The organism is Hydrogenobacter hydrogenophilus, from assembly GCF_900215655.1.
Classification (GTDB): domain Bacteria; phylum Aquificota; class Aquificia; order Aquificales; family Aquificaceae; genus Hydrogenobacter; species Hydrogenobacter hydrogenophilus.
On record NZ_OBEN01000001.1, the window covers coordinates 454,461 to 472,236 of the forward strand.

Annotated in this window: 22 protein-coding genes; 15 read left to right on the forward strand and 7 right to left on the reverse strand. The window is 41.0% G+C overall.

The features are described 5' to 3' along the window. Positions 1 to 27: 27 nt before the first annotated feature. From CP948_RS02520 to CP948_RS02565, 10 genes are all read left to right on the forward strand, one after another. On the forward strand, positions 28 to 1,419 hold the full coding sequence (locus CP948_RS02520) for an amino acid permease (protein ID WP_096600723.1): 1,392 nt from the start codon (positions 28 to 30) through the stop codon (positions 1,417 to 1,419). Beyond that, positions 1,416 to 1,949: a thermonuclease family protein gene (locus CP948_RS02525; RefSeq protein WP_096600725.1), complete on the forward strand. Its 534-nt coding sequence runs from the start codon at positions 1,416 to 1,418 to the stop codon at positions 1,947 to 1,949. Before CP948_RS02520 ends, CP948_RS02525 begins: the two co-directional genes overlap by 4 nt. Before the next feature lie 90 nt (positions 1,950 to 2,039). Continuing rightward, positions 2,040 to 2,228: a CDGSH iron-sulfur domain-containing protein gene (locus CP948_RS02530; protein WP_096600727.1), complete on the forward strand. Its 189-nt coding sequence runs from the start codon at positions 2,040 to 2,042 to the stop codon at positions 2,226 to 2,228. Next, positions 2,225 to 3,013 carry a pirin family protein gene (locus CP948_RS02535; RefSeq protein WP_096600729.1) on the forward strand — a complete coding sequence of 263 codons (789 nt, stop codon included), beginning with the start codon at positions 2,225 to 2,227 and terminating at the stop codon, positions 3,011 to 3,013. The genes CP948_RS02530 and CP948_RS02535 overlap by 4 nt, the downstream gene beginning before the upstream one ends. Next, on the forward strand, positions 3,010 to 3,588 hold the full coding sequence (locus CP948_RS02540) for a class I SAM-dependent methyltransferase (RefSeq protein ID WP_096600731.1): 579 nt from the start codon (positions 3,010 to 3,012) through the stop codon (positions 3,586 to 3,588). The genes CP948_RS02535 and CP948_RS02540 overlap by 4 nt, the downstream gene beginning before the upstream one ends. Beyond that, positions 3,585 to 3,815: a hypothetical protein gene (locus CP948_RS02545; protein WP_096600733.1), complete on the forward strand. Its 231-nt coding sequence runs from the start codon at positions 3,585 to 3,587 to the stop codon at positions 3,813 to 3,815. Before CP948_RS02540 ends, CP948_RS02545 begins: the two co-directional genes overlap by 4 nt. Positions 3,816 to 3,818: 3 nt before the next feature. Beyond that, positions 3,819 to 4,223, forward strand: coding sequence for a hypothetical protein (locus CP948_RS02550; protein ID WP_245810058.1), 405 nt, complete (start codon positions 3,819 to 3,821; stop codon positions 4,221 to 4,223). A gap of 47 nt (positions 4,224 to 4,270) precedes the next feature. Further along, complete coding sequence (locus CP948_RS02555; RefSeq protein WP_096600735.1) at positions 4,271 to 5,170, forward strand: hypothetical protein; 900 nt, start codon at positions 4,271 to 4,273, stop codon at positions 5,168 to 5,170. A 118-nt stretch (positions 5,171 to 5,288) separates the two neighbouring features. Continuing rightward, entirely contained in the window at positions 5,289 to 6,428 is a 1,140-nt protein-coding gene (locus CP948_RS02560) for an HD domain-containing protein (protein ID WP_096600738.1), read from the forward strand. Continuing rightward, the gene (locus CP948_RS02565; RefSeq protein WP_096600740.1) at positions 6,415 to 8,322 is read left to right on the forward strand and encodes a transglutaminase TgpA family protein; all 1,908 of its coding nucleotides are present in this window, start codon (positions 6,415 to 6,417) and stop codon (positions 8,320 to 8,322) included. Before CP948_RS02560 ends, CP948_RS02565 begins: the two co-directional genes overlap by 14 nt. On the opposite strand, the gene queF is transcribed toward CP948_RS02565, so the two are convergent. Further along, the gene (gene queF, locus CP948_RS02570) at positions 8,297 to 8,677 is read right to left on the reverse strand and encodes a preQ(1) synthase (RefSeq protein WP_096600742.1); all 381 of its coding nucleotides are present in this window, start codon (positions 8,675 to 8,677) and stop codon (positions 8,297 to 8,299) included. The genes CP948_RS02565 and queF overlap by 26 nt on opposite strands. A 20-nt stretch (positions 8,678 to 8,697) precedes the next feature. Here queF and CP948_RS02575 point away from each other — a divergent pair, with 20 nt between their 5' ends. From CP948_RS02575 to secF, 4 genes are read left to right on the forward strand one after another with little or no spacing between them, the layout of a single operon-like run. Then, positions 8,698 to 9,453, forward strand: coding sequence for an ABC transporter permease (locus CP948_RS02575; RefSeq protein ID WP_096600744.1), 756 nt, complete (start codon positions 8,698 to 8,700; stop codon positions 9,451 to 9,453). Beyond that, positions 9,453 to 10,220, forward strand: coding sequence for an ABC transporter ATP-binding protein (locus CP948_RS02580; RefSeq protein WP_096600746.1), 768 nt, complete (start codon positions 9,453 to 9,455; stop codon positions 10,218 to 10,220). The genes CP948_RS02575 and CP948_RS02580 overlap by 1 nt, the downstream gene beginning before the upstream one ends. Next, entirely contained in the window at positions 10,217 to 10,882 is a 666-nt protein-coding gene (locus CP948_RS02585) for an MgtC/SapB family protein (protein ID WP_096600748.1), read from the forward strand. Before CP948_RS02580 ends, CP948_RS02585 begins: the two co-directional genes overlap by 4 nt. 9 nt (positions 10,883 to 10,891) lie before the next feature. Then, positions 10,892 to 11,752, forward strand: a complete 861-nt coding sequence (gene secF / locus CP948_RS02590; protein ID WP_096600750.1) for a protein translocase subunit SecF — start codon at positions 10,892 to 10,894, stop codon at positions 11,750 to 11,752. Here the strand turns inward: secF and queA are convergent. Beyond that, on the reverse strand, positions 11,742 to 12,746 hold the full coding sequence (gene queA, locus CP948_RS02595) for a tRNA preQ1(34) S-adenosylmethionine ribosyltransferase-isomerase QueA (protein ID WP_096600753.1): 1,005 nt from the start codon (positions 12,744 to 12,746) through the stop codon (positions 11,742 to 11,744). The genes secF and queA overlap by 11 nt on opposite strands. Positions 12,747 to 12,771: 25 nt before the next feature. Between queA and CP948_RS02600 the strand changes: the two genes are divergently transcribed. Next, entirely contained in the window at positions 12,772 to 14,298 is a 1,527-nt protein-coding gene (locus CP948_RS02600) for an HD domain-containing protein (RefSeq protein ID WP_096600853.1), read from the forward strand. Here CP948_RS02600 and CP948_RS02605 read toward each other — a convergent pair. From CP948_RS02605 to rplS, 5 genes are read right to left on the reverse strand one after another with little or no spacing between them, the layout of a single operon-like run. Then, entirely contained in the window at positions 14,276 to 14,749 is a 474-nt protein-coding gene (locus CP948_RS02605; protein ID WP_096600755.1) for a murein hydrolase activator EnvC family protein, read from the reverse strand. The two genes, CP948_RS02600 and CP948_RS02605, sit on opposite strands and share 23 nt — an antisense overlap. Continuing rightward, entirely contained in the window at positions 14,712 to 16,238 is a 1,527-nt protein-coding gene (locus tag CP948_RS02610; protein WP_096600757.1) for an NAD(P)H-hydrate dehydratase, read from the reverse strand. The genes CP948_RS02605 and CP948_RS02610 overlap by 38 nt, the downstream gene beginning before the upstream one ends. Further along, entirely contained in the window at positions 16,235 to 16,816 is a 582-nt protein-coding gene (locus CP948_RS02615) for an RNA ligase partner protein (RefSeq protein WP_096600759.1), read from the reverse strand. The genes CP948_RS02610 and CP948_RS02615 overlap by 4 nt, the downstream gene beginning before the upstream one ends. A gap of 3 nt (positions 16,817 to 16,819) precedes the next feature. After that, a complete protein-coding gene (locus CP948_RS02620; RefSeq protein WP_096600855.1) occupies positions 16,820 to 17,395 on the reverse strand; it encodes a ribonuclease HII in 576 nt (191 codons plus the stop codon). After that, positions 17,392 to 17,763: a 50S ribosomal protein L19 gene (gene rplS / locus CP948_RS02625; RefSeq protein WP_096600761.1), complete on the reverse strand. Its 372-nt coding sequence runs from the start codon at positions 17,761 to 17,763 to the stop codon at positions 17,392 to 17,394. The genes CP948_RS02620 and rplS overlap by 4 nt, the downstream gene beginning before the upstream one ends. Between the last annotated feature and the right edge of the window lie 13 nt (positions 17,764 to 17,776).

The following is a 17,776-nucleotide window of genomic DNA, read 5'->3' on the forward strand; positions in this document are numbered from 1 at the left end:
CATAAAATTACGCTATAATTGAGAGACATGTTATGGAGGGATTTTTTCAGGAAAAAGTGTTATGCTGTGAATGAAGGGAGGTTTCCAAGAAAGCTTGGCCTTTTTGACTTAACTTTCTTAGGCATAGGTGCTATAATAGGCGCGGGTATATTTGTGATAACGGGACAGGCAGCCGCTCTTTATGCAGGTCCGGGTATAGTGCTTTCCTTCCTTTTGGGTGCTGTAGCTATAGGTATCAGCGCATTAGTTTATGCAGAACTCAGCTCAGCTTATCCCATATCTGGTAGTGCTTACAGTTATACATACGCAACAATAGGTGAGATAATCGCATGGCTTGTAGGCTGGAACTTGCTTGTGGAGTACGGAGTTGCTACCGCTGCAGTTGCCACAGGATGGTCTGGCTATCTCCGTACCTTTCTTGAACAGAACTTTGGCTTTACTCTGCCCGTATTTCTTACAGGTGCCTACAATCCTGCAAAAGGTACAGTGGTAGACCTCTTTGCCTTGCTGGGTGTAGTAGCAGTATTTCTTCTTCTAACCATAGGCATCAAAGAAAGCGCTACAGTAAATAGTCTAATAGTGATCTTAAAGATAGCAACTCTTCTTACTTTTCTCTTTTTCGGTATAAAGTATGTGGACTTTAAGAATCTTGAGAACTTTCTTCCCTACGGATGGACAGGTGTTTGGCATGCAGCATCTCTTATTATATTTGCTTATCTTGGTTTTGATGCGGTATCCACCGTTGCGGAAGAGACAAAAAACCCCACAAGAAATGTCCCACTTGGCCTTATTCTATCTTTAGGTGTGAGCACTCTGCTTTACATGTCTGTTAGTTTTGTCCTTGTTGGTATGGTCAACTACAAAGAACTCAACGTACCAGATGCCTTAGCTTTTGCCATGTTCAAGGTAGGAAACAAAGGTGTAGCTAACCTCATAGCTACGGGAGCAGTTATAACAATAACAAGCGTAATGCTCGTTATGGGGCTTGGTTTTACTCGTATAATCTACGCTTTATCCAGAGATGGGCTACTCCCCAAAAAGCTCTCCGCAGTTCACAGTAAGTTTAAGACCCCTTACATATCCACACTAACAGGTGGTGTTATACTATCTTTGCTTGCTGGCTTTGTGCCTCTTAAAGTACTGGCGGAACTCGTTAATATAGGTACTTTATTTGCATACTTCATGGTAGGTATAGGTGTGATACTTCTGAGAAGAAGCGGTGATGTTGCACCCACTTTTAGAGTACCCTATGCAAAACTCTTACTTCCCATAAACCTTTTTCTTCTGATTTTTATCATGGGAGGTCTCCCCAAAGAGACTTGGATCAGGTTTTTCCTTTGGAACGCCCTTGGAATTTTCCTTTACCTTCTATATGGCTACAGAAATAGCAGAGCTCAAGAGAGGTCTTACGAACAATGAGAAAACTTTTTGTTTTGCTTTTTTTGATTACTTCTTTCTCATGCTTATCCCAAGAGAAGGTAGTTATAACTCAAAATTCCAAAAACATTCCTTGCAAAGTGAGTAAGGTCGTTGACGGTGATACTTTCTATTGCATCGCTAATGGAGAAGAAATAAAGGTAAGACTTATTGGTGTGGATACGCCAGAAAGCCACAAAAACCCAAAGGCACTAAGAGATGCAGAAAAAACGGGCATGCGCGTAGAGGATATTATTAAGATGGGCAAAACCGCCTATGAGTTTACAAAAAGACTAATACCAGAGGGCACCACTGTGTACTTAGAGACAGATGTACAACTTACTGACAGATACGGCAGAATACTGGCTTATGTTTGGCTACCTGATGGCCGCATGCTGAACGAAGTTCTCGTAAGGGAAGGCTACGCTCAGGTATACACTATCCCACCAAATGTTAAATATCAAGAGATTTTATTGTCTGCTCAAAGAAAAGCAAGAGAAGAGGGAAAGGGCTTTTGGAATAGCAATTTTTAGGTGAGACAGAAAAGTTATTAAGTATCACAAAAGTCCCTCCTTGACAAGCTCATAAACAAGGATAAGATAATGAGGTAGGAGGTGTAGGGCATGGCAAGACTTGTAAAGCATGCAGAAAAAGGTCCTTACAAGCTTGAAGTTGGGGAGGAAACCTACTTTATATGCCAGTGTGGGCTTTCTAAGAACAAACCCTTTTGCGATGGATCTCACAAAAGGACGAAGGACGAAGAGGAGGGAAAGCTTTACATATATGACGAAAAGGGCAGAGTGGAGATATGAGGATATACCCTGCGGTTGAAGTGATAGACGGTGCGGGAGTTAGGCTAAGAAGATACATAGGAAGTCCTTACCTTAGGGAGCTTGATCCTTTCCTCCTGCTGGACGAGTTTAAGAGCTCAAACCCTGAGGACTACCTGAAGGGCTTTCCAGAACATCCTCACAGGGGATTTCAGACGCTCACTTACATGATAAGGGGACGCTTCCAACACAGAGACAGCACCGGTGCTGAGGGTATCTTAGAAGATGGCTGGCTTCAGTGGATGAACGCAGGAAGGGGGGTGCTACATTCCGAGATGCCCTTAGTAAAGGATGGGTTCGTGTGGGGTTTCCAACTTTGGCTCAACAACCCTAAAGATAAAAAGATGTCAGAACCTTTTTACTACAATTTTCCCGCACAGCTCATTGAGGACACCGCACTAAGTCAGGTGTGGGATCTTGCATGTGGACACATCAGAGAAAAGGGTTTTTATCCCCTTGTGTACTTACATGTAAAGCTCAAGATAGGAGGCAAGTTTTCCTTCCTGCCAAAAGAGGGAAGCAACACATTTGTAGCTCTATCAGAAGGCATCGTATCGCTGAGCTCATTGAAAGTTGAAGCGCCAGCTCTTATAGTACCGGATGATGATAAGTTTGAAATTACTGCCATTCAAGATGCAGTTTTTATTGTAGGAAGCGCAAAGCCACTAAGAGAACCAGTAGCCCGCTTTGGTCCTTTTGTGATGAGCACGCGTGAAGAGATAGAACAGGCACTACAGGAGTATAAGGAAGGGAGGTTTGTTTTATGACTTTCAAGTTTCCTCCAGAAAACTGGCAGGCTCTTTTGAACCCAGAAAGGCAAAGGTGGCAAAGCATAGAAGTTTTCTTAGAAAAGGTAAAGCCTTCTCAGGAAGAAGTGTGGGTAGATCTGGGATGTGGTCCTGGGTACTTTACCATACCATTAGCCTTGAAGTGTAAAAAAGTGTATGCGGTAGATTCAGAAGACAAAATGCTTGAGATATGCAAACAAAGGGTAAAAGAGTCAGGATTAGAAGAGAAGGTGGAATTCGTTAAGTGTAGTGAAAAAGAAGTGCCTCTTCCTGACAGCATCGCAGACAGAGTGCTTATGGCAAACCTCTTACATGAGCTTCTTTATCCTTCTGAGTTTCTATATGAAGTTAAAAGAATTTCCAAAACCAACGCCCAAATTATCCTTATAGACTGGCACCCCATAACATCTCCTGCAGGACCTCCCATAGAAGAGAGGATCCCAGAAGATAAAGCTGTAGAACTTTTAAAAAAAAATGGTTTTCTTTTAACGGAAAGGTTAAATGTATTCCCATACCATTACTTTTTGGTACTAAGCAAGGAGGTAAAGTCATGAAGCAGGATATATCCAAGGAAAAGCTTCTGTCCTATGTGGAAAAGCTTAATGTCATCAAACAGGACATGCAACAACTCATAAGAGATATTGAAGACACCGTGCCTTATGCTCCCGTTGAAGGATGTGAAATATTTATGAAAAAGCTTTACGATGCAATAAACGAACACTTGGAAGCCATCAGCGAAGCAATAGAACATTGGGAGTGGATAGCAAACAAGGAGGGTTAAACCATGTTGAAAGGTGCTAACCTTTTGAACTTTGTATTTGCAAGCCAGATGGGTGGCTATGCCATGGTGCTTTTGGACGAAGTTTATGCCAAATGGTTTGGGCTTTTTGGACTTTTCCCCGGTCTTAAAGACCCAACATGGTTTATACACCACCAGCTAGATGCCACCCTATTTGCTATACCCTTAGCGCTTCTTTGGAAGTCTCTACCTGGACCAGGAATTGTAAAAGGGCTCATATACGGAGTTTTCTGGCACATACTGGTTATAGTAATCTCCCTAATAGGATCTTTTGGAGGGGCAGAGTGGTTTCAAAGACCCATGACCATAAACGCTCAGATATCTACCTTTATACTTCACCTCGTGTGGGGAGGTTTGACGGGACTCCTCTATAGTCCAGAGGAAAGATAGACAAACTTAACTTGCCGAAGGCTTAAAAAAAGCTTAATATTTAAGTTATGTTAGGTTCCATAAAGGAAACCGACAGGCTTGAAGGCATCTTTCTTGAGGTACTTGACGACACATCTAAAAAGGAGCTTATCCTTTACCTCCTTTGCTATGTACAGCTTATAAGGAAGGTAGGCAATGTTAACATCCCGTTGGACCAATTTTTAAGGTGTGCCAGCAGGAACTTTATCAACATGAGAAACTCTTGGAAGGACATATTGGCAGAAATGAACATCTTTTTCATCAGCGACCTATACGGCAACACTTACACTGGCAAAGACATATACCGCGTGGATGAGAGAGGGTTTTACTTTATAAGCATAGATCACAAGTACTGCAAAGACATAAGCTCCTTTAGCTCAAAAGTCGCCAAATATTGGGGAGTAATAAACAAGGTTTCTCATTACGGTAGAAGTATGACACCCTACGATGCGGTGTATGTATCTGCCATTATGTTTAACGAAGGACTTTATGAGGAGCTCTTAAGCTACTGTGAGTTTCAGAAAGAAAGGTTCAGAAAAGAAGCTAACTTTTTTGATGCGTTATCATCTCTATCTTTGGCTTATAAGAAAAAGGAAGGCGTAATAGAACACATAAACTACTGCATTAGAAAAATAGCTCCTTTTGGTGATGTTTACTACAGTATAAACCTTGAAAAGCTAAGAAAGGATCTTACAAAGCTTCTTAAAAAACTTCAAAAGGGCAAATCTTTAGAACACATTAAGATAGAGTTTGTAAATGGAGAAAAAAATAAAGAATCTACATGGAGGAGGCTTATAAAGGGGATAAGGAACATCTTCAGAAGGATAAAAGGAGGTAAAAGATGGACTTTAACGACCTCAGAAACAGCCTGCTACTATTCCATAGAGGACTGCTCGAAAAAGCGGAAAAACTTCCTGACGGAAAGTTAAAAGAGGCGTACCTGCGTGCCGCAAGGCATCTCAAGGATGTAGCTTCTTCTCTTTATCAGTTTGACCTCACTATGAAGGAGATAAAAGAACTTGAAAGAGAAAAAAACGAAAGTCATTGATGTTTAAAGACTTTTCTGATCCCATACACGGTTTTGTGAGGGTGGAGGATCATGAGCTCAAGGTGATAGATTCCATATACTTTCAAAGATTAAGGTATATAAAACAGCTTGGCGTGGCTTATCTTGTCTTTCCATCTGCACATCACACGCGGTTTGAACACTCCATAGGAGTTATGGAGCTTGCCACACGCATATACAATAGTTTGGGTCTAAAAGACAAAAGACTTTTGCAAATAGTTAGATTGGCTGGGCTCTTGCACGATATAGGACACCCACCTTTTTCACACACTACAGAAGTTCTTTTGGGAGACAAGAGCCACGAAGATGTTGGCTATAAAGCAATAACAGAAGGCCATGTGGGAGAAATATTAAGGAGAGAAGGCTTTTCTTACGATGAGGTTGAGCTTATAGCAAGGCTTGCTTTCAAAAGATGCTCTCAGGATGAGGAGAGGATTCTTTCTGACATAATAACGGGTGAGTTTGGAGCAGACAGAATGGATTATCTAAGAAGAGACGCCTACTTTTGTGGAACATACTATGGATTTTTTGATTATGAAAGACTCCTAAATCACATTGATCTAATAGAAGGTAAAAAGACGGTAAATATCAGTGCCATAAGGACCTTAGAGAGCTTCTTCCTTGGGCGTTATTTTATGTACGCCCAAGTTTATTTTCACAAGGTAGTTAGGATACTCAACATACACCTTCTTGAGCTGATAGAGCGATTTTTCAGGAGGGATCAATTTTTAAATACGGACTCGCTTATGACCATGACAGACGGAGAACTCCTTGCGGTAGCTTTAAAACACCCAGATAACATACACATTAAAAGGCTTATAGGTAGGGAGCACTTCAGAGAGGTATTTAGCACAAACTCCTACGAGGAGTTCCAAGAGGTAAAGAAGGAGCTAACATTACGGTATGAACCTGAAGTGCTAAGGTTTGACGCTGTGCGTAAAAAAGTGATGGACGATGACGTGCTACTCTCTAAAAACAACACCCTTGTGTCTCTGAGGGAAGCCTCTGATGTGATGGCTAATCTGAAAGACATTGAAATCTACAGGGTTTACGCAGAAAGGTCTCTCAAAGACGAGATGAGAAAACTATTGACCACAAAAGGATACCATGGTAAGCCTTAGGTATATAACCCTTTTTTTGGTGCACTTGTGCGCTTTGGTGGGGGCGTTATCTCTTTATGGTGTTGCGGAGCAAGTATTTTATGCTATTTTCCTCTTTTTGTATGCTGTGGGTATGTACGCGGATGTTAAAAAACACTACCCCATAAAGAGATGGATCCTTAACACTTTTGCCCTGATCCTATCTGGATACTTCCTAGCTTTTATAAGCTTAGATGACTTGCTAAAGCCCTTTGCCAACGCTGTGCTCTTGCTTCTTGCGGTAAAGAGTCTTGAGGAAAAAAAACCAAGAGACATGTATCAGATACTGCTTCTTAGCCTTTTTGCCGTATCCATATCCACTGTTTATAATCTGAGTATAAGTTTCGCTTTTTTGCTTTTACTTGAATTAGCCCTCGGTGTTTCCTCTTTAGTTTTCATAAATCTCTACACGGGTGTGGGTGATAAGGTAGTTAGTAAAAACATAGTTAAAAGCTATGCTCTGGTATCTGTGGTGTTTTTTCTCGTGGTAAGTTTTCTCACGGTGCCCTTCTTCTTTTTGCTTCCGAGAACTCAAACACCCCTTTTTGATGTATTTGGAAAAGCAAGCTCTGGATTAAAAACAGGCATAGCGGACAGCGTAGTTTTGGGTAAGGTGGGACAGATACAACAAGATAACACGGTAGCCTTCAGAGTGTATGGTCTACCCAATGGACTTAAGAATATGTATTGGAGAGTTTCTGTCTTTGACACATATGTGGGAAATGAGTGGATAAGCACAAAAAAGCAAGAGATTCCCGTTTTATCTTATAAAGGTAAGCTTACTTATTACACAGTACTGCTTGAGCCTACTTTTGAGAAATACCTGCCAGCTCTTGATTATCCTGTGAGTGTGCAAAACTTAGAGGGTCTTGTAGGAAAAGTCCTTATGCTCTCAGGAGGAGTTCTTGGGTTTTCAAAAGAGATAACCAGACCCGTAAGGTACACTGCAGTATCTTCGGACATACCACCCTTGTACGAAGACCCACAGGATTATACAGAGGTACCAAAAGGTTTGTCTAAAAGCATTGTAGAACTTGCTCATCAGCTTTCTAAGGGAGCAAAGGACCAAGAAGACATGCTCAAAAACTTGGAAAAATTCTTTTCAAAAGGCTTTAGATACTCTCTTGAACTTGGAAGGTATAGTGGAGATCCTCTTGAATACTTTCTTTTTGTTTCAAAAAAAGGGAACTGTGAGTATTACGCTAGCGCTACCGCCATACTCCTTAGGCTTATGGGCATTCCTGCAAGGGTAGTAGGCGGATTTAAGGGAGGTATATGGAACGATTACGGGAACTATTATGTAATTACTAACTCAATGGCTCATGTATGGGTTGAGGCTTATATAAAAGGTCGCTGGGTAAGAGTAGACACTACACCACCTTACACTTCACCGAATCTAAAGGAGGTATCCAAGTTTTCCCTCATGAAGGATGCTGTACTGAGCTTCTGGTACTCAAATGTAGTAGGTTTTTCTTCAGAAAAGCAGTTTTCCCTCTTTGAAAAGATCCAAAGGGAGGTGAGATTTGGTATAAAGACGCACAACCTAAGAAAACCTATTTTGAGAATTTTTGAGTTTCTTTTAATGGCTTTTGTGGTATACCTACTTCTAAAGCTATATAAAAATAGCAGGAAGACTCCAGAAAACCTCTACAGAGAGATGCTCAAACTTTTAAAAATGCCAAACACTCTGCTCCCAGAGGAATTACTTAAAAACCTTAAAGGTTCAGAAGTATTTCCTTACGCTGAGTACATAGTAAAGCTTTATCAAAGGCACAGGTTTTCTCCTTACAAGATATACAAAGACGAAGTTCTCACAGGATACGAATCTATAAAAACCATGAAAAAACTCCTTAGAAATAACGCTCGTCGCTCCTGACTGTTATTACCGTATGCACATTACCTCTTGGGTTGAAATCGCCTATAACCTCAAGAAAGCGCGGCTTTAATGTCTCATAAAGTGCTGTGTATATCTCGTTGGTTGCCTGTTCGTGAGATATGTACCTATTCCTAAATTTGTTAAGCCAGAGCTTCAGAGACCTTAACTCTATTATGTACTTGTCTGGAATGTAGCGTATCTTTATTGTAGCGTAATCAGGATATCCAGAGCGAGGACAAAGACAGGAAAATTCAGGAAAAGTTATTTCAATAAGATAGTCCCTTTCAGGGGTAGGGTTTTCCCAAGGTTCCAACTCAGCAGACTCTATGGCAAGCTCTCCGTACTTTTTCTCCATAATGTATAATTTACAACAAAATGCGGTACTTTTTTGACTTAGTCTATGTCTTAACTCAGAAGGAAATAAAGGTAAGATACAAGAACAGTGTTTTGGGGTACTTCTGGTCAGTTATGCATCCTTTAGCTTTCGCTTTGATGTTCTACATAGCCTTTAAGGTTTTTATGAAAGTAAAAATAGAAGATTATCCCCTTTTTCTCATAACAGGGTTGTTCCCTTGGCAGTGGTTTTCTAATTCGGTAAGCTCCTCCCTTTTTGTGCTTATGGATAACGCCTCTCTTATAAAAAAGCTCAACTTTCCAAGGGAGCTCATCCCTCTGTCTTGTGTGATAAACCACTCCTTACATTTTCTTCTATCTGTGCCTGTGGTACTTATTTTTGCATATCTTTACGGTAAAAGCCCAAGCTGGTGGCTACCCTTAGGTTTGTTTGTAGTATTTGTGGTCCAATTCTTGCTTAGTTATGGCGTATCTCTTGCCGTTTCCTCCTTACACCTCTTTTTTCGCGATCTTGATAGGCTTGTGAGCATTTTTCTCACACTTCTTTTTTACATGACGCCTGTGGTTTATAGCGAGGATATGCTTCCAGAAAATTACAAATACATACTTTATCTTAATCCCATAGCTCCTCTGATAGTATGTTGGAGAAGGCTCTTTTTTGGACAGTCTTTTGAGTTAAACTTCCTACTTTTTGGATTTTTGTATTCTCTGATCATCTTTCTTGCAGGCTACAGCCTTTTTAGGAAGTTGTCTTGGAGGTTTGCAGAGGTTCTCTGATGAATCAGGCAGTAGTTATTTTTGACAAGGTAAGCAAATCTTACCCTTTCTATACACACATGACAGCAGGATTAAAAAAGTTCATCTTTACACTACCCTCTTCCTTAAAGGAGCTAAAAAGCAAGAGCTTTGAAGCCCTTAGGGATGTATCCTTTGAGGTTTATAAAGGTGAAACCTTTGGTATAGTAGGTAAAAACGGCGCAGGCAAAAGTACCATACTTGGCTTGATAGCAGGAGTTATAAAACCTACAAAAGGAAGGGTTATAGTAAGAGGAAAGGTAAGCCCTCTTTTAGAGCTTGGTGCTGGATTTCACAAAGATCTTACAGGTAGGGAAAATATAGTTCTCAACGGGGTTCTTATGGGAATGACCAGAAAAGAGGTTATGAAGAAGATGGACAGCATAATAGAATTTTCCGAGCTTGGAGATTTTATAGACCAACCTTTGAGGACTTACTCGTCAGGTATGGTTGCGAGGCTTGCCTTTTCCATAGTGGCACACTTAGACCCAGACATACTCCTAATAGATGAAGTGTTAGCGGTTGGAGATTTGAGTTTTCAAAGGAAGTGTCTGAAAAAAATGGAAGAGTTTAAGCAAAAGGGTATCACTATCATATTAGTGTCTCATTCTGTGGAGGACATAAAGAAGGTATGTGATAGGGTAATGTGGATAGAAAATCACACAGTGTATAAGATAGGAAAACCTCATGAAGTTATGGAAGAGTATGTCTTTACAAAGGGACTACCTGAACCTAAAATGATGTTATGAGCCTTACTGAACATCTTCCTTTCCCCGTGTGGGAAGGTTTTTTAAGGATAACATTGGCTTTCCTTTCGGGCGCTCTGATAGGCTTAGAGAGGGAAAAGAGAAGACAACCTGCAGGCTTTAGAACTCACTCCGTTCTGGCTCTTGGCTCCGCTCTTATGAGCGTGCTTTCCCTTTACACAGCTTACGCTTATGGTCAAGGTGTGTCAGCAGATCCATCCAGAATAGCATCACAGGTAATAACGGGTATAGGTTTCCTCGGTGCAGGTGCTATAATAAGGTTGGGTGTATCCATAAAGGGACTCACTACTGCTGCAAGCCTTTGGACTACAGCAGGTATAGGACTTTCCATAGGCATGGGCATGTACACTATGTCTCTTTTTGCTCTTTTGCTATTACTTCTTACCCTTTCTGCCATGAGCAGGATAGAAAAAGAGTTCATAAGAATGGGTACAAGGTATATAATAGAGTTAACCGTTGAAGGTGTAGAGGATCCTGTAAATTACCTGAGAGACTTCTTAAGAGACTTTGAAGTGCGTAGAGTATTAAAGCTAAAAGAAGGATTTGAAATAACTCTGCAGAGCGAACTTAACGAAAGAGAAAAAGATACACTTATGGAAAGGTTCATAAAGGATAAGTTCGTAAAAAGCGTAGAAATACTGTAAAATTTTGTTATGAAACAGATTGATTTTATGGGTATAAGGCAGTATGCCTATATCATTTCCCTAATTCTTATCTTTGTTAGCTTGTTCTCTCTGTACTGGAATGGTTTGAACTTAGGGCTTGATTTTACAGGCGGAACAGTTATAGAAGTGAAATATTCACCAAAGATAGACATAGCTAAGGTGAGAAAAGCTTTAGAAGATGAAGGTCTGCATTCTGTGCAGGTTCAGGATACTGCTTCTGGAACGGTGTTGGTAAAGCTCAAAGTGGGAGAACCAAAAGATAAAGCTCTTAGTGCTCTTAGAAAGCTTGGAAGCGCTGAGATTGTCAGTATGCAAAGTATAGGCGGTGTGATAAGCGATGAATTAAGAAGAAAAGCCATATGGTCTCTCTTAGTTGCTATAGGCGGAATACTACTTTACCTAGGCTACAGATTTGAGCCCTTATGGTCTCTTAGTGGTATAGTGGCTCTCGTTCACGATGTGCTCGTGGTTTTAGGTGCGTATTCTCTCACACAGAAGGAGATAAATCTTGATGTGGTAGCTTCCTTTCTTATAGTGGCGGGTTATTCTGTATCAGACACAGTGGTAGTATTTGATAGGATAAGGGAGAACCTTAGAATAAAAAAGGCTACAGACCTTAAGCAAGTGATAAATCTATCTATAAACCAAACCTTAGCAAGAACTCTAATGACATCTTTGACGGTCTTTGTGGTTGCTTTTACTCTGTTCTTACTGGGTGGACCTGCTCTCTCTGACATTATGTTTGCCTTTGTAATAGGCATAGCGGTTGGTACTTTATCTTCCATATTTGTTGCAAGCGCTCTCATGTTAGATATAAAGAAGAGGGTTTTTAATGAAATCACAGTATGAGCATGCCATCACCATAGCTGTAAAATCTGTATCTTTCTTTCACTGCTAACTTATAAGCCTCAAGCACAAACTCCCTGCCTGCAAAAGCAGAAACGAGCAGAAGCAAAGAAGACCTTGGCAGATGAAAGTTAGTTATCATAGCAGACACCACCTTAAACTCATACCCAGGGTATATGTAAAGGTCTGTTTTTCCACGAAAGGCACAGAAAGGCTTGGTCTCTAAGGCTCTTACCACTGTTGTGCCTACTGCAACCACCCTTTTACCTTCTTCTTTCACCTGTTTTATGAGCTCTACGGTTTCTTCTGGCACTTCTGCATACTCCGCATCCACCTTATGTTCTTTTACATCACTAACCTTAACGGGTTTGAAAGTGCCATAAGAGACATGCAGAGTTATAAAGGCTTTTCTTATGCCAAATTCATCAAGTCTTTTAAGAAGCTCCTCAGAAAAGTGAAGGGATGCGGTAGGTGCCGCAACAGAACCTTCCTTTTGAGCAAACACTGTCTGGTAATACACCTTGTCTATTTCCTCCTCTTCCCTTTCCAAGTAAGGTGGTATAGGTATGTGCCCATGTTTGTAAAGTGCCTGCACAGGATCGTGTGCGCAAAGCTCCACAAGGAACTTCCCTTCGCTTATGTGCTTGAGGATCTTGACCTCAAAGTCATCAGCTATACGGATAGAAAGCCCTCCTTTTATGTTTTTCCCACCTACGAGCGCTTCCCAAAGGTTATTTTCCACAAAGTCTGTAAGGAGCACCTCTACCTTTCCACCCGTTGGTTTTTCTCCGTAGAGTCTCGCGGGTAATACTTTTGTGTTGTTAAACACAAGAAGGTCTCCTTCTTCTAAATAAAGGGGTAAATTCCAAAATATGTCGTGTTTTATACTTTTGTCTTTTCTGTCTAATACCATAAGCCTTGCCTTGTGTCTTTCCGTAAGGGGATACTTAGCTATGAGTTCCGGTGGTAGTTCATAATCAAAATCTTCCAACCTCATGCCAAAAATTTATATTTTATATCTCATGCAGGAAGTGATATTTGAAAAAGGTATAAAGCACACCGCTCACGGGCTTAACTTTTACATGTCTTATTTTGACGATATAGCCAAGGTGCTTCCAAGGGAAGAACTCTGTTTTGTGGTGGGTGGATGGGTAAGAGACAGAATTTTAGGTGAGCCCGTAGGTTATAACATTGATGTGGATCTGCTTGTGACATGCGATCCTACCAAAGTAGCAAAAGATTTTGCTAATCTTATAGGTGGTACTTACTTTGAGTTTGAAAAGAAGGGTTTTTTGGTAAAAAGGCCTACTATTGCTACAGTGATACTAAAAATACCTCCTTATAAATACCGCTTTGATTTTGCTCAGATAAAAGGCAAAGACATAGAGAAGGCTCTAATAGAGGACTTACTGTCAAGAGATTTTACAGCAAACGCTATGGCAGTAAGCATAGATGATGTGCTGAGCATAGGAGCAAAGCAGACCATCATCTACGATCCTGCAAAGGGCATAGAAGCCCTTCAGGAAGGAAAGCTCAGACCCATTTCTTTAAAGAATTTGGAGGAAGACCCCGTTAGAATACTAAGAGGTTTTAGGCTTGCGGTAGAGAAAAATCTTGAGTTAACAGAGGATTTTTACCACTTTGTAAAAAAGAAGGGACACATGCTTACAAAAGTCCCAAGTGAAAGAATAACCCTTGAGCTTTTTAAAATACTAAGGCATAACCAAAGCGCAAAAGTTATAAGAGACCTCTACGAGAATGGCGTTTTGGAGGTTATCTTTCCCGAATTTAGCCATATGAGAAAAATAAAAGATCAGGGAGAACATCACATATATCCCCTTGATGAACACACCTTAAGGGTTTTGTCTGCTTTGGAAAAGGTGATAGAAGAAAGGGAAAGGTATTTAAGCCCAGATCTGAGTAAGAATTTGGGAACTATGCAAGTACACGGTGAGTTTTCTGACATTGAACTTCTAAAGCTTTCTGCCCTGTTTCACGACATAGCAAAACCTCACACTTTTGAGATAAGAAACGGGAAGATCACCTTTTACAACCACGATAAATTGGGAGCTCAGATAGTTAAAGAGATAGGCAGAAGGCTAAAGTGGAGTGATACCGCAACAGAGTTTGTTTCTAAGCTTGTGGAAGAACACCTAAGACCCTTTTATCTCAGAGAATCTCTCAAGAGAGGACAGCTCACAGACAGAGGCAAAGCCAAGTTTTGGAAAGAGTGTGAAGAAATTTCTGCGCACCTTTTCCTTCATGCTATAGCAGATGCCATTGCAAGCAAAGACACAGAAGAAGACATGCAAGACCTCATCAAAACCATAAAAGAGCTTGAAACTTATAGAAAGGAAAAGTACGAAAAGATACCCATAAAGTCTCTGCTCACAGGTAGAGAGATTATGGAGATTTTTAGACTGCCAGAGGGACCTAAAATAGGTGAGATCAAAAGAGCTTTAGAACAGGCACAGCTCAATGGTATAGTGAAAACAAAAGAAGATGCCATAAAGTTTGTGAAAAACTTTATCTCTCAAACTCAAAATTAACAGGTACTCCTTCCTTATCTCTTATTTCAAAGGTTATACCGCATGCATCACCGTGCTGTCCTACTTTACCCAGAGGTTGCCACCTTTTTACACTTTCTCCTTTTCTCACAAAGAGCTTTTGAGCTTTTCCGTAAACCGCTATGTACCTACCTGTATCCACCATAAGGAGCCACCTATAGCTTTTAATGTCATCACCTGCATAAATGACCTTTCCGTTATCAACAGCTCTGAAAAATTCATCGCAAGAGGTTTTTATGAAGTATCCCTTTTGAAGCTTTACTGGCGTGCCCTTCACAGGCATAGGGACAGTGATGGGAGCTTTTACTTGTGGTTCTTCTTTTTTTCTTGGTTCTTTTTGTGTTTTCTCTTTTGGCGTTATGTCCCTTAGTTCTATCTTAACGAGCCCACACCCGCTAAGAAAGATAATGAAGGACAGGAGGATAGCTTTCATTTTCTATCTGATTATAAGCTGAGGGGATCTCTTCCACTATATCAAGAGCTCTTACGCTTTCTGTATGCCTTTTCCTTTCTGCTATTTCGCCTGCAAGCCCGTGTAAGAAAACTCCCAACCTTAGCGCGTCCAAAAGGGGAATACCTCTGCCCATGAGCGAAGTAAGGATGCCTGATAACACATCTCCGCTTCCACCTTTTGCCATAGCTGGACTTCCCCTCAAAGACACAAAGGCATAACCATCTGGTGTAGAAATAACGGTTCTTGAAGACTTAAGAACAAGAAAGCAGTTCCACTTTTGGGAAAACTCCTGAGCCACATCTATGAGGTTATGCACTATAGAGTCCTTCTCGTATCCGCTTAACCTCGCAAACTCACCCACATGAGGTGTAAGCACCGTGGGATACTCTCTCTCTTTTAGGATGTTCAAGTCTTTAATGTTAGCCAAGTTGTTTATGGCATCTGCATCCAAAAGTAAAGGCTTTTTAATATCCTTTATGAGTTTTTTCACTATACTTTCTCCCTCTTGGTAAGTTCCCATACCCATGCCCACACCTATTGCTGAAAAACTATCCTGCATCTGTATGATCCTGTCAGCGCTCTTTTCACTTAGTCTGTCCTCACCTTCAAGGGGTATACTCATTTCTTCTGTTAGAGCTATCTCAAAAATCTGGTTTAAGCCCTTAGGAACACCTACGCTGACAAGCCCTGAACCCGTTCTTGTGGCAGCTTTAGCGGACATGATCAGAGCTCCTGTTTTCCCTACGCTTGACCCTACCAAAAGTACATGTCCCATCTTCCCTTTATGAACATCAGGCTCTCTTTTGAAAACCTTTACCTTTTCTAAAACTTCCCTTTTGACCTCCTCTGCCAAAAACTTGGGCAAGCCTATAGAGGCTACATATATCTTTCCACACCTTTTGGCAGATGGCTGTAGAATGTGGCACACTTTGGGAAACTCAAAGGTTACAGTAATGTCTGCCTTCACGCTGGGTTCATACACCTGAGAGCTATCCGCAGAAAGCCCAGAAGGAATATCAACAGACAACACGGGTATCTGGGAGGTATTTATAAAGTTTATCCATTCCACTACATGACCTTTGATGGGAGGTTTAAAGCCTGTGCCAAAGATGGCATCCACTATAAGGTCATAATCTTTATGTGGTTTTTCTGTAAGTGGATAACAGCCTAAGTTTTTTAATATGCTGAGGTTCAAAAGAGCATCACCCTTTAACTCCTCTCCATGCACTAAAAAGTAATCCACCTTGTAGCCACTCAAGTAAAGATGTCTAACCGCTACGAGCCCATCTCCTCCGTTGTTTCCCTTGCCTATAAAAAAAAGAATCTTTTTCGCATTGGGAAACTCTTTTTTTATGACTTGTACTATCCTCAAACCTGCGTTTTCCATAAGCAGAAAAGATGGAATACCTATATCTGTTGTGGCTTTTAGGTCCATTTGAGACATCTCTTGAGCTTTGAGTATTTTCATCTTATTTTTGCAAGGTTCTCCATTATGTACCTAAGATTTTTCGGGTCTATGAGCTTTATACCCACTCTGTCCGCCCACCTTCTTAGACCTTCATCACCAGAGACCAGTATAGCGTCAAGCTCGTAAGATAGCAAAAGCACATCAACATCTTCCTTACTATCTATTATGCCTACTCTGAGAGCTTCTCTGTACTTTTCTCTGAGTTTATTTATTATCCTTCCTACTTGTTCTTCCGTGAGCTTTCCTGCTTCTTTGGTATGTTCTTCTGCTATCCTTAGTCCTTTGTTTATCCTGTGCCTTACTTCTTCTATAAACTCGTAGAGAAACTCCGCAGGCACCATAAGACCCCACTTCCTGGGAGACCTTATCCTAACGACAAGCTCAAATTTTGGAGCTAACTCTCCTAAGTTTACCATCTTTGTAAACTCGTAATACACAGAAGTAGGCATAAAGAAGTTGGCGTTTGTATGAGATGCAAGGGAAATAAAGTTTTCTATGGCTCCAAGCTGATCCGCTTCAAACTGAGTATAAACATCAGGGTTTGTAAAAACGCTCGTATCAAGGACAAAGGTATCCATAACTTACCTTACCCTAAAGCTTTTTCTGTGTATATCTGTAATGCCGTATCTTTTTAATAGCTCTCTGTGTCTGCTCGTAGGATATCCTTTGTGCCTTCTAAAGTCGTACTCAGGAAATACTCTGTGGTAGTGTTCCATTATTTTGTCTCTTAGGACCTTTGCTACTATAGAAGCGCACGCGCAACTGAGACTTTTCTCATCTCCTTTTACAAGAGGAAGACAGTTATAACCTTCCAACTTCACATGGTCTGTGATAACTACATCAAAAGGGTGTTTGAGGTCCTCCAAAGCTCTTTTCATAGCAAGTTTTGTAGCCTGCAAAATGTTTATCCTGTCTATTACCACACTGTCCACTACCGCTGTCCCTATTGCAAGCGCCTTTGCCTTTATAAGCTCGTAAGCGCTTTCCCTTTCTTTTGGAGACATTTTTTTGGAGTCTTTGTCTATAAAGGGTTCTGTAAAGGGAGGGAGTATGACCGCTACCGCCACAACTGGACCCGCAAGGGGTCCACGCCCTGCCTCATCTACACCCGCAACTATGAGATTCTTTTCCCAGAAGGAAAGCTCGTACTCTATCACTTCTTCTTTTCCCAAGGTTTTATCTCTCTAACTTTACCTGATGCCTCTTTACCCTTGTACTTGCGCAGGAAGTAAAGCTTTGCCCTTCTTACCTTTCCGTACTTTACTACCTCTATCTTTTCTATGTTGGGACTGGCAAAAGGAAATATCCTTTCAATACCTACACCGTAGGACTCCTTGCGCACAGTGAAGGTCTTGTTTATACCGCTTCCCCTTATTCTTATGACCACTCCTTCAAAGGGCTGTATGCGTTCTTTCTCTCCTTCTACTATCTTGTAATGGACCCTTACCGTATCGCCTACCTTAAAGGGGGGATACTCCTTTTTAGGCTGGTATATGTTCTCCACTTCATGCAGAAGACCGCTCATTTTTTTACCTCCT

Bases quoted from the DNA above. Each gene is read 5' to 3' on its own strand.
- CP948_RS02555 (WP_096600735.1), top strand. From the start codon at position 4,271: ATGTTAGGTTCCATAAAGGAAACCGACAGGCTTGAAGGCATCTTTCTT.
- CP948_RS02565 (WP_096600740.1), top strand. From the start codon at position 6,415: ATGGTAAGCCTTAGGTATATAACCCTTTTTTTGGTGCACTTGTGCGCT.
- CP948_RS02520 (WP_096600723.1), top strand. From the start codon at position 28: ATGTTATGGAGGGATTTTTTCAGGAAAAAGTGTTATGCTGTGAATGAA.
- CP948_RS02525 (WP_096600725.1), top strand. From the start codon at position 1,416: ATGAGAAAACTTTTTGTTTTGCTTTTTTTGATTACTTCTTTCTCATGC.
- CP948_RS02615 (WP_096600759.1), bottom strand. From the start codon at position 16,816: ATGGATACCTTTGTCCTTGATACGAGCGTTTTTACAAACCCTGATGTT.
- rplS (WP_096600761.1), bottom strand. From the start codon at position 17,763: ATGAGCGGTCTTCTGCATGAAGTGGAGAACATATACCAGCCTAAAAAG.
- CP948_RS02535 (WP_096600729.1), top strand. From the start codon at position 2,225: ATGAGGATATACCCTGCGGTTGAAGTGATAGACGGTGCGGGAGTTAGG.
- CP948_RS02530 (WP_096600727.1), top strand. From the start codon at position 2,040: ATGGCAAGACTTGTAAAGCATGCAGAAAAAGGTCCTTACAAGCTTGAA.
- CP948_RS02580 (WP_096600746.1), top strand. From the start codon at position 9,453: ATGAATCAGGCAGTAGTTATTTTTGACAAGGTAAGCAAATCTTACCCT.
- CP948_RS02585 (WP_096600748.1), top strand. From the start codon at position 10,217: ATGAGCCTTACTGAACATCTTCCTTTCCCCGTGTGGGAAGGTTTTTTA.
- CP948_RS02550 (WP_245810058.1), top strand. From the start codon at position 3,819: ATGTTGAAAGGTGCTAACCTTTTGAACTTTGTATTTGCAAGCCAGATG.
- secF (WP_096600750.1), top strand. From the start codon at position 10,892: ATGAAACAGATTGATTTTATGGGTATAAGGCAGTATGCCTATATCATT.
- queA (WP_096600753.1), bottom strand. From the start codon at position 12,746: ATGAGGTTGGAAGATTTTGATTATGAACTACCACCGGAACTCATAGCT.
- CP948_RS02545 (WP_096600733.1), top strand. From the start codon at position 3,585: ATGAAGCAGGATATATCCAAGGAAAAGCTTCTGTCCTATGTGGAAAAG.
- CP948_RS02575 (WP_096600744.1), top strand. From the start codon at position 8,698: ATGCGGTACTTTTTTGACTTAGTCTATGTCTTAACTCAGAAGGAAATA.
- CP948_RS02610 (WP_096600757.1), bottom strand. From the start codon at position 16,238: ATGAAAATACTCAAAGCTCAAGAGATGTCTCAAATGGACCTAAAAGCC.
- CP948_RS02605 (WP_096600755.1), bottom strand. From the start codon at position 14,749: ATGAAAGCTATCCTCCTGTCCTTCATTATCTTTCTTAGCGGGTGTGGG.
- CP948_RS02540 (WP_096600731.1), top strand. From the start codon at position 3,010: ATGACTTTCAAGTTTCCTCCAGAAAACTGGCAGGCTCTTTTGAACCCA.
- queF (WP_096600742.1), bottom strand. From the start codon at position 8,677: ATGGAGAAAAAGTACGGAGAGCTTGCCATAGAGTCTGCTGAGTTGGAA.
- CP948_RS02600 (WP_096600853.1), top strand. From the start codon at position 12,772: ATGCAGGAAGTGATATTTGAAAAAGGTATAAAGCACACCGCTCACGGG.
- CP948_RS02560 (WP_096600738.1), top strand. From the start codon at position 5,289: ATGTTTAAAGACTTTTCTGATCCCATACACGGTTTTGTGAGGGTGGAG.